General features: G+C 37.2%; 4 protein-coding genes. All 4 read left to right on the top strand.

Annotated features, from left to right (window positions below; genetic code table 11):
• The first annotated feature begins 116 nt into the window (after positions 1-116).
• The 4 genes from VIO64_RS12220 to VIO64_RS12205 all read left to right on the top strand — a co-directional run bounded on the left by VIO64_RS12220 (position 117) and on the right by VIO64_RS12205 (position 15,213).
• Positions 117-13,526, top strand: a complete 13,410-nt coding sequence (locus VIO64_RS12220; RefSeq protein WP_331918551.1) for an S-layer homology domain-containing protein — start codon at positions 117-119, stop codon at positions 13,524-13,526.
• 180 nt (positions 13,527-13,706) lie between these two features.
• Entirely contained in the window at positions 13,707-14,006 is a 300-nt protein-coding gene (locus VIO64_RS12215; protein ID WP_331918549.1) for a hypothetical protein, read from the top strand.
• A complete protein-coding gene (locus VIO64_RS12210; protein ID WP_331918547.1) occupies positions 14,007-14,219 on the top strand; it encodes a hypothetical protein in 213 nt (70 codons plus the stop codon). It abuts the gene before it with no gap.
• A 91-nt stretch (positions 14,220-14,310) separates the two neighbouring features.
• On the top strand, positions 14,311-15,213 hold the full coding sequence (locus VIO64_RS12205; RefSeq protein WP_331918698.1) for a hypothetical protein: 903 nt from the start codon (positions 14,311-14,313) through the stop codon (positions 15,211-15,213).
• The last annotated feature ends 111 nt before the right edge of the window (positions 15,214-15,324 follow it).

Genomic DNA, 15,324 nt, shown 5'->3' with positions numbered 1-15,324 from the left:
TTTGCAAGCTTGAATAATTATTTTATCAAGATATAAATATTGTAAAAATAGATTTTGCTTTGGATTTACAAATAAAAACTATAAGTAATATTTAATTATTCTTAGGGGGGAATTGAATGAAACGGCAGTTTAAATCAGTGATATCGGTTTTATTGTGTTTTGTTTTGATATTCGGACAGCTTACACCGATGACTGTATCGACAGCAAGCATTAATCCTGGGGAGGCACTTAAAACTTGTGTAACGGATGGTGTTTACCAAGATACTGCAGACACACAGCAGGTTAATTTTGCTCCAGAAAGCATTACCAATCCTGTTATTTTTGGTGAAATTAGTTTGCCTGATGGATATACTGCACCTGCAGGTGGGGTAAGTATCAGCATCTTCGCTTCAAACAACACATCATCCCACAGCACTGCAGTCAGCATTGCGGCTGGGGAGACTAAAGCAAGCTATAGCCTTAATGTAAAGGCTCAGGCAGGGTATGCATTATCCTATCAGACTGCACATGTCAACTATGTGAACCAGATGTATTTAGGTGCAAATTCTATGGTAAGAAGCAAATCATCAGCTGATTTGTTTGATTTGTCTGAAGGGGACAAAAATCTAAACCTTACACTTATTCCCATGCGGAAAATCAGCGGAAAGCTTATTCTTCCAGGCAACTCATATCCGCTAAATTTCAAGGTTTGGGCGGAAAGCAGTTTAGACAGCAAGTCTTCTGATGTAATCACTATGAATGAAAGTGAAGCTGAATATTCTATTATGGTTCCGCCCAATACTATTGGATCTGGATACATTGTGAGATATGAGGCAATAAATAATAACGCTATTCTTTCGCCAGGTTATTTGGGTACATCGGGGATTGTAGGGGACAAAAAGCTTGCTGCCACTGTTGACGTAAGCGGTAAAGATAAAACTGATTTAAACCTTCAAATAGTAAAGAAAAAGATTATAAGCGGAACCTTGGCCATACCTGAGGGTGCCGTACTTCCAGATACAAATCTCAATGTCATTGTAAAAGCGTCATTTGGGACGGATTCCGCAAATACAACTGTTGTCTTATCTAGGGATAACCCAGTTCAGGAGTATAAGTTGTATGTTCCGGAAGGTACTGGCTACAAAGTTGAGTATCAGCTAAGCAATTTTGAGCAATTCGTACAAAAAGGGTATTACAATAAAAACGGAACTGTATCTGATATTGCAAAAGCAGAACCCATCAATGTCATGGAAGGTGACAGGACTGATGTTAATTTTAAGTTGATAGCTAAAAGTTCCATAAAAGGTATAATAAAGCTTCCTGATGGGTTAAAGGCATCGGCAGAAGGTGTTGATGTTACCATTAGGGCTTATAACTCAGCAAATAACGGCCTTACTAATGTAAAGATAAAGCAGGGATCGGACTTTGAATATTTTACTTTATATGTTCCGGAGGGAATGGGATACAAGCTTTATTACGACACAAAGAATACCAATTATGCACCGAAAGGCTACTATAATATTGCCGGAATGGTGTCCACAGATGGTTCTGCATCAACATTTGACTTGGTAAATGGTGAAAGTAAAACAATAAACTTATCGATGATTTCCAAAAAGGCTATAAGCGGAAAAATACAACTCCCAAAGGGTGTTTCCAATGATGAGGAGGTTGTATTTAAAGTTACTGCTACCAGCGGATCTGAGACAGGTACTACAGAGGTAAAGATGCTCCAGAATGAAAGCAGTGTTAATTATTCTCTGCTTGTTTCACCCGGTACTGATTATGTGGTGAAGTGTGAAATCACAAAAGGAGCCATAACATATATAAAGACAACCTACTATAGTGCTGCTAGAACAGTTTATGAAAGTAAATTTGCAGAGAAGATTAATACAACCGCAGGTAACCAGTCCAACATAGATTTTGTGCTGCTTGAGAAAAGGAAAATTTCCGGTACCCTGTCATTTCCTAAGGATATCAATGATGAGAGATTCAAAAACGGAATGCCCTATGATACTACATTTTATTACACTGATGAAGATGAAAGGGTATACTCAGTAGTGTTTAAGAAAGGCACATTCAGTACAGAGTACACCTTCTATATGAATCCGGGTGTTCGTGAGTTTTTCTATAGGTTGGGACCAAATGATACATTTGTTGAAGAGGGATACTACAGTGATACAGGAACAGTTATGGATGAAAAAGCAGCTTCGCCAATAGATGTAACAATCGGAGATGCTGCAGGTAAAAACTTTACTTTTATACTTAAAAAAGTAATATCTGGTAAAATTAAATTTGAAAAGGATATAATAGCTGTTGGAAATGTAAGTGCAGTCGTGAAGGTGCAAGGTGCACGGGGAGAAGATTCTCAGCAAGTAACTATTCCAAATGGAAGTAACTATGCTGAGTACAGACTTACAGTTCCACCAGGATCTGACTATATATTATGGTATGAAAATGTTTCAGGCTCAGCAAATTCCATATCAAAAATGTATTATAATTCAGGCTATATGGTGAGAAATAAAGATGATGCAGGAAAGATAGATGTTTCGCAGATTAGCAGAGACAATGTTGATCTTATGCTTTCAGAAATAAAGCTGGTTAGCGGCGAACTAAGAGTGCCTGAAGGAGATAGGCTGATAGCCAATACAGCAGCGAGAATATATGCTGAGAACAAAGAAAATCCGAATGATTTTATTTATACGGATGTTGTCATACCTGCAAATAGTCCTTCCGTACCATATAATATCTATGTTCCAAACGGAAATAGCTATTATATAAGATATACCTTAAATAGTGAAAACAATGTCTTCGCGAAAGACGGCTATCTTGGAAACGGAGAAATGGCAGTAAATAGAAGCTATGCCAGAGAACTTCAAATAATTGGTGGAAATACTAACACCTACAATCAGATTAATCTTACGTTGATTAAAAAAAGAATAATAAAAGGTACAATATCTTTGCCCGAAGGAGTATCAATTGCCTCGAATATTAGTTTGAATATTTTTGCAGGCAGCTATTCCACTCCAGTTACGCTGCGTACCGATGGCAATCCTGTTGAATATACATTAAGAGTTCCTCCGAATGCACCGGATTCAGGGTACATTGTATATTACAAGATAGGCAGCACAACAACATTATTTAATGAAACCGGTTATTACAGCAGTTCAGGTATGGTGTCTGATCCTAGTAATGGAGATTTAATCGATGTCAGCACTAAAGACAGGGATGACTTAAATTTATCACTGATACCAAAGAGCAGCATTAGTGGGGCTGTAAAGCTGCCGGCGGAAAACTTTGCTTCAAAAGAAACTCCTGTCAGAGTTTATGTTTCAAATAGTACTTATACAAGGTATCAGGATGTGCTTATAAAAGAGGGAACCAATTCTGCTCCCTATATTATTTACATTCCGGCAGGTACTGGATATACAGTCAGGTATGAGATTAACAACAGTGCCTATGCAAAAAACGGGTATTACAGTGACGCTGGCACTGTCAAGGATCAGGCATCAGCTACTAAAATTAACCTGGGGAATGAAAACAGATCAGGGGTCAACCTTACCCTTATCGGCAACTCCAAAATAGAAGGTACTCTTACACTACCCGGAAACAGGGTTGCTCCCGCGAATGGATTAAAGGTAAAGGTTATAGCAACTCTCGGCACTACTACTACCTATGTAAATGTAACAATGCCCCAGAATTCAAAGTCAGCAGCTTATTCAATATATGTCAGTCCTGCCAGCAACTATAAAGTAAGCTATCAGATAACTGAAGACAAAAGCTATATGTCTGAGGGATTTTACAATAAGGAAGCAACGACTTTAGATATCAATAATGCATCTTTAGTTGATGCTTCAAAAAGTGTGTCGGATATTAACATGACACTTTTATCTAAAATTGCAATTAGCGGGGTTGTATCGATACCTGCTTCATCTGATCCCAAAGCTGATTTGATGTTAAGAATATATGCCGTAAGCGGAAGTAACAGCGGCGATACTGAAGTACTGATACCTAATAATACAAAGCAAGTTCCATACACTGTTTATGTGCCTGCTATAGGAAGCTATGAGGTAAGGTATGAAATATCAAGCAATAATATGTATGTTACGCCAGGGTACTATAACAATCAGGCAACAACAAGCGACAAGGCGGCTGCGTTTTTGGTAAAAGTATCAGGTGATGTATCATATATTGATATGACCATAATACCAAAGCGTATTATAAGCGGTACTGTATTTTTAAAGAATGAATTTGCACCTTTAAGAGGTTTGCCTGTTGAAGTCAGTGTGTCCTACAAGAAAATCACAGATACTACAAAAACACTGACAAGCACTGTAAAGGTAGTGATTCCTGAGGGAAGCAGCTCCGTGCCATATACCATCTATGTCATAGATGGAATAGACTATGTAGTAAACTATATTATAAGTGATGTAAAATATATTGATAAAGGATACTATACTTCCAAAGAGACAATAAGGAACGCTGAAAAAGCTGAAAAGATTGATTTGACAAGCGGAAGCAGTGTTGGAGTGAATCTTACGCTCATAAGGAAAAAGGAAATAAGCGGTACAATATCTCTTACTAAAGGTACTGCACCTTATGGAGGATTGGATGTTATAGTATTTGCTGACAATGATAATAAGGATAGTGGAAATACGAAAATAATAATTCCGGAAGGAATAAGCTCAGTTCCGTATACGGTTTATGTCCCGGAAGGTGCTAATTATAAAATTGGGTATAAACTTGATGAAAATAAAAATAATGCAAGTTATGTAAATAATGAAAAATTTCTGTATCCTGCTTATTACAAGGCTGGAGGTTCTGTCAGATATATTGGGGATAGTGAATTTTTAAACCTGACAGCTGAAAATAAAACAGGAGTTAACATAAACATAATACCTAAGTACTTTATAAGCGGAACTGTAAATCTACCTAAGGGGACTGTGGTTCCTACAGGCGGTATCAGGGTCGATATAAGTGCTTACAACGGCAGTGAAACAATAGCAAAAGCATTTACTATTTTAGAGGGTAGTGAGGGAGTCAATTATAAGATATTTGTACCTCCAGGTTATTTTTACAAGGTAAAATACGACATCTCCAATACCGATTACCTGCCAGGCTATTACAATGTGAGTGGAACTGTAGACAGTGATTCGGACGCAAGCTATCTGCCCAGAATGGAAGACGATATATCCGACATTAATATGGAAATCATAGAGAAGAAAACAATTAGCGGTAAGATATCTTTACCTGACGATGTTGCTCCATCAGGCCCTGTTACTGTGAAGATTTATGCTGGAAAAACCAGTGTGACTGTTAGCATACCTAAAGGTAATAGAGATGCAACATACTCTATCAAAGTTCCGCCCAATAAACCTCAATCAGGGTATCTTGTATATTATGAGCTTACTACATCAAATGAAGAGTTTATCAAGAAAGGATACTATGCATTAAACGGTGGGTTCAAAAATACTGTTCCTTTTGAAAGCAATGCTGATTTGGTTGATGTGAGTTCTGAAAGTAATTTACATGTTGATGTGATGATCCTAAAAAGGATAAAAATAAGCGGAAATATAAAGACTCCGGTATCATTACCGGCACCTAATGGTGGCATAAGCGTAGATGTATCTGTGGAAGGAACCAGCATTGTAAAGAATTTTACAATACCGGAAAATTCCTCGTATGTACCCTTCGCACTTTATGTTGATCCTATTTTATCTAATTCAGGTTATAAGATAAAATATACCGTTAAAACAGCAAATACAGGCTATGCACTAAATGCATACTTTAACTATGACAGGCCTGTACTGAATGTAAATGATGCTTCCTATGTGAAAGTGGGAACAGGGGATCAAGTGATTGATCTTATACTGATAGGAAATAGTGAAATATCAGGAACCGTTGAATTGCTTGAAAAAGCACCGGTAAACGGTATAAATGTTACTGTCTATGCTTCTAACAATACATATTCTGCTGCTGCTAAGGTATTTATAGCTCCAGGAGAGACAAAGGTACCATATTTCCTTGGTGTTCCTCCTGCTCCAGGCTATAAGGTATATTATACAATTGAAGGCATCAACAAGTATGCACCTAAAGGGTATTACAGTACAACAGGTACAGTTGTTTTGGAGTCCTCAGCAAACCTATTAAGTACACTGAATGGTGATAAAACAGCTATCAAGTTAGTTCCCATATTAAATAGAAAGATATCAGGTACTATTTCACTTCCAGTAGGATACTCTCCTTCGGGAACAGTATCGGTTAAGCTGGCAGCAGGTACTACCGTAGGAAACGATACATACTTAAATGCAGTGATGAAAAACCTGACAGCAAGTTCTTCATCAGCATCATATGAGATCTACCTGCCTCCTGTTGCAAACTACAAGCTGTACTATGAAGTAAATAATGCTGACCTCGTAGGTAAAGGCTACTTTAGTACTACAGGAACAATACTGGACTCAAATAAGGCATATGGTATTGACTTAAGTAAAGCGGATTATACGGCCAACCTTTCCCTTATAAGCAACAGGGAAGTAAAGGGTGTTATAAGCATTGCAGGAACTGCACCGGCAGGTGGTATGGATGTAAAGTTATTTGCTTCAAACAGGACTTACACAAATTCAGTAACCGTTAAAATAGCAGAGGGAAATAGTCATGCGGATTACTCCATAAAAATACCTCCTGCATCAGGGTATGTTGTATGGTATGAAGTACCTGCAACTGGTGATTATTTTCCAAAGGGATATTATAAGAAGGGAGGTCTTGATGCTGTAAAGGCAGAAGGTGATGCATATAGGCTTGATTTAACAAGCATAAATGCGGATAATACCAACTTCAGATTGTTAAACTATTACTCCATAAGTGGTAGGGTTATTCTTTCATCAGGAGCAGCTCCTTTTGGTGGTGTTCAGTTTACACTTACGGCAAAAAACAGTAAGAATACAAGGACACTAAATTTAACTATACCTGAAGGAAGTAACGAAACTAAATTTACTTTATATGTTCCTGATGGCAATGGCTATAAATTATTCTACTCCATGCCGGTAAATGATAATTATGCAGAGAAGGCTTATTATGGTCAGAGTACTGTACTTGATGAATCTGACGCAATACCTTTTGATGTTTATGAAAACAAGACCAAAGATATAAATATCATAGTAAAAAGAGTTATAAGCGGTACTATAAAGCTGCCCAAAGATGAAGCAGCATCAAGAGATATGTATATCGATTTAATTGCTTCAATGGGAAGATATGAGTTTAAGAAGACAGTTAAGATCAATAAGGGTGAGAATTCAGCCTCATATTCTATGAAAGTGCTGCCAAATCAAAGGGATATATACAAGCTGAGATTTGAAACCTCTTTTGATTACGGCTATGTCAGATCTGGATATTTCAATGAAAGTGGTTTTGTAAGAAATATCATTAACGCTAAAGCAATAGATGTAAACTCCGGTGATTTTAATAGAGCCGATTTCGACCTAAGACACCTTGTTTCTGTAAGTGGTAAAGTCAGGCTAAAAAGCGGTGCAGCTCCGGCACAAGGTTTAAAAGTTGATGTTTTAGCCAGAAATAAAGCAGATAGTGCGTCTACCACTGTAATAATACCTGGTGGAAGTACGGAGGGGGATTATATTTTATTCTTACCTTCGAATGATAAGGGTGACGATTATTCATTACGTTATGAAAACTGGGAAAATGACAGCTACCTTTCAACAGGCTTTTACAGCAATTTGGGTACTGTAAGGTATGAAAATCTGGAAGACAAACTCGATATAAGTGATAAAACTTCTGGTGTTGATCTGGAAATTGAAAAGAAAAAGATTGTATCGGGAAAAATTAGCCTTCCGATTGGAGAAACAGCACCTGAGGGGGGCTTAAAAATTACAATTATTGCTAGGAATGCTTTTGACTCAGGCAGGACAGTTGTGTTTATACCTGCTGGTTCCGATAAAGCAGATTATTCTCTCAACATTCCTTCAGGAAGAGAGTATCAGCTTTATTATGAGCTGCCAATAATAAACGACTATGTAATGAATGGTTATTATAGGGAAGGTTCCATGGTATATAAGCCTCTTGATGCTGACAAGATGGACTTTAGTACCATTGTGGATGAATATAATAACAAACATCTTACTCTCATAAAGAAAAAGGTTATAAGCGGTAAAATATCATTACCACTTTCTGAAACAGCAAGTGAGGAAATTGTAGTAAAAATAACTGCCGAAAATGCGGGCAACACACTGGTTAGAATACCTGCAGGCAGTAATTCAGTATCATACATAATTAAAGCTGCACCAAGTATTGAAGGAAAAGGCTGTAAGGTAGGATATGAAGTTTCTTCTATTTATGGGTTTGTTGTATCGGAGTATTACAGTAAGAACGGAATGGTAAGAAACAGCAAGCTGGCTTATGATGTCAATGCAAATGATAAAGATGAGCCGGGCATTGATTTAGAACTAGTCAGACCAAGGAAGATAAACGGTAAAGTATCTTTGCCTAACGGGGTTGAGGCTGAAGGCAAAGATATTAAAATCAAAATAACAGGTTCAAATGGAATTGATAGCATATCTGCAAATGTAGTAATACCGGCAGGTGAGAGCTCAGCAGATTATAGCCTGGAGCTTCCTCCAAACGACAGGGGTTATGGGTATATAGTGAAATATGAAAACTGGGGAGAATATAAGTATACCCTTTATGGCTATTACAGCAGCAAGGGAACCACTGCCATTCTTTCAGAAGCGGAAAGTGTAGATATAAACACAAATGATGCAGCAAACAAAGATATGACTTTAGTAGTAAGAAGAACTATTAAAGGTAATATAATTGTTCCTGAAGGAGCTGTAATTCCTGCGGAAGGATTGCGGTTAAATATAATAGCTGAAAGAGGTCTGGAAATCTATACTACAAATGTGGTTTTATCACAAGATACAAGGACTTGCCCATTTGTTTTATATGTAGAGCAAGGTTCAGGATACAAGCTCAGATACGAATTGGGTGGGGAAAGTATCTTTATTGAAAAAGGATTCTACAGTTCTGAAGGGACAACAACCATTATAGATAATGCAGAATCCTTGAGAGTATCGGACAGTGAATTGACCAATAAGGATATAACACTTTTGATAAAGCGTGTTATATCAGGAACCATAACTCTGCCTGATAGTGCAGATCATGCAAGCGGTATATCTGTTATTGCATCTGACGGCAGAGGGACTTATTCTACGGTTGTCAGTATAGCAAAAGGTAACCGTTCAGTCGAGTACCTTCTTAATGTACCTGCAGGAAATAATTATACTGTTAGATATGAAGTTGTATCAAATCCTGAAATTGCACCTGTAGGTTACTATTCAAGCTTACCAAATAAGGAAGAGGCAGTGAGGGATATAAAGGATGCTAAGGTTTTTGACCTGTCGCTTTCAGGAGCAGATGGTATAAACTTTAAAATGCTTCAGAACAGGACTATAAGTGGCAAGATAAAGCTCCAGGAAGGAATTGCAGGACCTGATGGAGTGAAAGTATTTATAACAGCTACAGATATAAGCGGCAGATTGTACTTAAAAGAATTCTATATACCTGCAGGTAAAAGATCGATAGATTATACTTTAAGCGTAATGCCTGTAAAAGGATATAAGGTTAAGTACAATGTTGAACTGCCGGATTATTACTCGTTTGGATACTATAATTCACAAGGGATGGTAATGCTGGCTGAGCTTGCGAAAGAAATTGATGTTTCTTCGCAGGTAGCAGAGGATATAGACATAACATTGATATGCAAAAAAGAGATCAAAGGTACATTATCACTGCCTGTAGGCACTATATTATCATCAGGTGATTTGGATGTAAAGGTTAAAGCGGTAAATGTAAAGACCGGTTTTGTTGATACAGCTGATGCTAAGATAGTAAAAGGGTCATCGATGGCAGAGTATTCAATAAAGGTTACACCTGATGTCAGCAACAGTCAATACAAAGTATATTATGAAACAGACTCATATACAGGTGTTTTTGAAAAAGGGTACTATAATTCTGCAGTAACTGTTCCGGATGAAAAACTTGCTTCAACATTGGATCTCACCAATGGAAGTTTTGTCGATGTTAATCTTGGAATGATTAAGAGCAGGACAATTTCCGGTAAGCTAAAACTTCCAGAGGAAGTGAATGCAGGGACAGAGGATATAAAGGTAAATGTTTATGCTGAAAAAGTTAAGTATACAGGGTATAGGGTTGTTAAAACCATAACAATACCAAGAGGACAGAAATATGCAGAATTTGAACTATCTGTTCCTGAATCAACCACAACTGCTGGAAGAATAAATGTTCAGACAAGAACAAACGGCATGAGCAGTTCTGCAAAGGTTTTCAGTGCAGAAACAAAAACCTTTATACTATTGGCAAACAATAATAACTCTGATTATGTTGTGGGCTTTGAGCACAACAGCAGCAGCCTAATGATCGACGGATTATATCAGAGCGGATTTTACACAGTTGGAGGTACTACTGCTGATTTTACCAAAGCTGGAGCATTAAATGTTGCAAACGGTGACATAAATGGCATTGATTTGGTTGTCAAGAAAAAGGAAAGAAAAATTACCGGTATATTTAAACTCCCTGTAAATGCAGCGATACCTAGAAACGGATTTAATGTAAAGATTATGGCTCTTAACAGCAGCCTTGGATATACCCCGGAAACCAGTTTTACAGTATATCCTGGTCAAAACAATGTTGAATTTGAGCTTTCAGCTCCGGCTATGGATAAGTATCATGTAAAATATTCTACCAGCTTGGACGGTTACATGGAATCAGGGTTCTACAGCAGCAAATCAACAAAGGGCAAAGAGATTTTTGCTGACGATGTAAACACATTAAATGCAAATGTAAACAATATAGTACTTGAGCTTATATCCGGCATCGAAGTTAGCGGTACAATTAAGCTTCCTAACAATATGAAGGTAGAATATGACTCTTTTGGAGTGTTGGTAAAAGCAGAAAATGAAAGCAACGAGTATTCTGTATATGTACCTATGGCACGAAACAGCCAGACTGCAGGATATAAGCTGTACCTGCCTACAGGAAGAGATTATTTGATCAGTTACTCAATACTTCCATTGTTTGGTGAATATTTAAGCAAGAGCTATTACAGGTATGACGGTGCAACTACTGAGATTAACATAGCTTCAAGGCTGGAAGTAAAATCGGCAACTGTTATAGATGATATAGCACTCATCCCGTCAAATAGAGTGATATCAGGTTCTGTATCATTGCCTGACGGTACAGGGGACACGGCATTTTCACTAAATGTGCCTGCAAATGAAATGAATAGTGGTTACAATGTAAGTTACAGTTTAGAAAGAAGAGATGACTATCCTAATAATTTTTCCAACGGATATTATTCCAAAGGAGGAACTGTTAATTATATCGGAGATGCTTATGCTGTAGATGTTAACAGTAAAAATGCCAATAATATTAAAATGCCGCTTCTGGCTGAAGGCACAATAGCTGTTGAAGCCATTGTGATGAATAAGCATCAGGTAAGTATGACAGAGGGAAGCATCGTGAACCTGGGAGTACAGTTCTACCCTCAGTATGCTACTAATAAATCAATTACCTGGTCATCAGATAATACAAACGTAGCAAAAGTATCATCTGATGGAACGGTGAAGGCATTATCTCCGGGAGAAGCAGTTATAAAAGCGAAAAGTGGTAATGATATTGAGGTATCATGCAGGATTGCAGTCACAGAAGAGAAAAGTACCGGGTTTAATCTTGATAAGAATGAGGTTTATATAGTACCTGGTGATAAGCTTCAATTAAATGCAATCTTTGGGGCAGATGTGGAAGTAAGCTCAGTAATATGGAGTTCCGATGACAGCAGCATTGCTTATGTTTCAGATGGTGAGGTTAAAGGAATGCATCCAGGTGAAGCCACTATTACAGCAACCTATGAAGATAACCCTATATTAAATGCATCTTGTATTGTACATGTAATAAACCCTGTTTCCAGGATTCAAATTAGGGAAGCTCCTAAAGTGAGCATTAATGCAGGCAGCACAAAACAGCTTACTGCCGTAATTGAACCTGATGATGAAATGACAAAGGGTGTCACCTGGTCCTCCAGTGACACAAAGGTTGCGGATATCGATCAAAATGGAGTTGTAACGGGAGTCAAGAAGGGTACGGCATTAATAACAGTCAAGAGCAAGTATAATGTCTCAATAAAAGCTACATGTACTGTTGAAGTTCGACCTGTTCCTGTAAGAGATATAAGATTTAATGTAAGCTCAATTGAGATGCTTCACAAAAGCACTTTTACATTCTATGCTACTATGCTTCCTTATGAAGCTGAAGATAAAACTGTAAGTGTTGAAGTTAGCAATTCAAGTGCTCTTAAAGTAATAGAAAATGTTCTGGCACAAGGGAGTGGGGAAAATAAAATAACAATCGAGGCAATTGGAAACACTGTGCCTGTAAACCCTGTAACGGTTACGGTTAGAAGCAAAGAGAATAATTCAATCAGCAAAGCAATAGAGGTAACAATTAAGAAAATTCCTGTGACTTCTCTTAGTTGGGCTACAAAGCCTGCAACAGAGGTGAAGGTTGGAAAGAGTTTTGACCTTGAGGTAAATGCATCACCTAATAACGCAACCAACAGGAATAATATTACCTGGTCTACATCAGATGCCAGCAATAAGTACATTGAACTCAACCCAACTAATAACAAATGTACTATTAAGGGTAAAGCAGTGACTTCATCACCTGTTACTGTTATGGCTTCAGTTGATGGATACAGCCTTTCATGCCAGGTAAAGGTTTTAGCTGCAGATGTTGATGCACCAGGGCCGGGTGGAAGTCTGCCAGGTGGTGCAAGCCCTACGCCTACAATAAGGCCAACGCCTACACCTACATTGAGGCCAACGGCAACACCAACTGCAAGACCTACAGTTACACCAACACCGACTAAAAAGCCATCACCTACACCTATAGTTATAGCACCGACAAAAAATGTTCCTGGTGTTCCTGGCATAAATGATTACAAAGATATAGCTAAGCATTGGGCAAAAGATAGCTTTTCATTGTTATTAAGCAAAGGCATCATAAGCGGATATCCAGACAAGACATTAAGACCTAATGCCGAGATAACAAGAGAAGAAATATCCAAGATAATAATAATTGCAGCAGGATATACGCCGGCTAACAATTCGAGTCTTCCGTATAAAGACAGTTCTTCCATTTCTGCGTGGGCTAAACCTTTTATAAAATCGGCCATGGAGTCTGGAATTATAAAGGGATATGAAAACAATACATTCAGACCTAAGAACAAGCTTACAAGGAAGGAAATGGCGGTACTTATTATAAATGCATTTGGATATGACATATCACAGAATCCGAAAATCAACATGAAGGATGCAAATAAGATACCTGCCTGGGCTAAGGGATATGTGGCCAAGGCAATCGAGCTTGGTATTATCAAAGGGTATAACGATAATACATTCAGGCCTGACAAGACCATAACAAGAGCTGAAGTTGCAGCAATGATTGCACGCTGTATCAGCCAATAAAATGACTAAGTATAAGGTAATTTAATAAAAAGGCTGCTTACATATATTCGTTGTAAGCAGCCTTTTTGATAAGTTTGACCTAAGTATAAACATTTGGTAAAATATGCTATAGCATTTTTGTATTTAATTGTATCATATTATAACGACTCAATTAACCAGGCAAAATTTAGGGGGATACAAATGAGACTATTTGAGATGCTTCAGATTATAGTAAATATGGTTCTTATAATAATTATTTCAAAAAAGACAAAGATATCAATCCAATATGCATTAGTAGGACTAAATATTATTTTCCTCATTCTTCATCTCTGCTTTGAAGGAATCCGTTATCAGATGACATTTACTTATATACTTTTATTTGCTTTCGTTCTATTAGCGGCACTAAAACTGTATAACAAGAAAGATACAATGAGAGTTCCTAAAGTTGGAAGAATTATCATTAAAAGCACTGCTATGATTATATTAAAAGTAACAGGATAATTGGCATATATTTTGCCTGTTTTCAAGCTTCCAAAGCCTACTGGAGATTTTCCTATCGGAACAATGACAATGCATTTTGTTGGTAATAACAGAGTAGATCCTTTATCAAATGATAAAACTGAGAAACGTGAGCTTATGGTGAAGGTCTTTTATCCTAGCGAAAAAGATGACACAAAAGAATATGAAAAATATATACGGATATTAATATTCTAGGTCCTGAAATGGTCAAGCAAATTAGTTTCCCCTCTTTCAGCTTTAGTCATTTATCACTTGTTAAAAGTCATTCAAAGGGAAATATTGCTGTATTGCTGTTTCTACCAGGCAGGAAAAATATCCATTGGTAATATTTTCGCATGGGATGAGTGCCTCAAAGAAAATTTACAATTCATTCCTTGAGAACCTAGCCAGTCAGGGATATATCGTTGCTGCCATTGATCATACGTATTTCACTTTTGCGACTGTATTTCCAGACCGCCATGTTACCTTATTCAAACTAGGATATAAATATTTTAATACTTCAGCTATGATAGATTATTGTAATATTGTGTCCGAAGATATGCGGTTTATAATCAACAAATTTGAGCAAATAGGTCTTGGCAAAAAAGATAACATCTTTAAGGACAGAATCGACACGAATAAAATCGGAGTGTTCGGTCACTCTTTTGGAGGGTCTGCATCATACAATCTATGTTTTACGGATAAACGTGTTAAAGCTGGCATTGATATTGACGGCACTACCGCTTTTTTACCCGGCAGTTCAAAAGTAAATGCACCATTTTTGATGATAGTAACACCCGAACATACAGATACAATAAAGGATAGCAAGCTTCCTTTATACAAGGATATTGACTTAAGCTATAAAAAATACCTTGAAAAAGAAAAGGTAAGCGAAGAAGTTTTCAATGAAGATACAATATTGAAAAGAAAGCTCTACGTAGACCTAAAGAATACAATTGCTAGAAATGGACTTTTAATTACTATAAAAGGTACAAAGCATATGAATTTTTCAGATACCGGACTATACTTTCCACTTGTTGCAAAGATATTAGGATTAACGGGAGATATAGATCCTGAGAAAGCTATAGAAATAACTAATTCCTGTACACTAGATTTTTTTGATAAATATCTAAAAAACAAGTCCGGTGCTGCACTTGAAAGTAGCAGAAACAAATATAAGGAAACTGTCTTAGAAAGGTTATCTAATTAGTTTGAAGCAGACAAATGCAATATATTTATCGCTTTAATATAGTGTAAGAAAAAGGGTCACACTTTTAATTACACTTAGCTTAAATTCCCCTTGAAGATTTATAGAAAACCT

This window comes from Pseudobacteroides sp. (assembly GCF_036567765.1).
GTDB lineage: Bacteria > Bacillota > Clostridia > Acetivibrionales > DSM-2933 > Pseudobacteroides.
The sequence above is the reverse complement of the archived record's forward strand: the minus strand, read 5'-3'. Positions and strand labels throughout refer to the sequence as shown.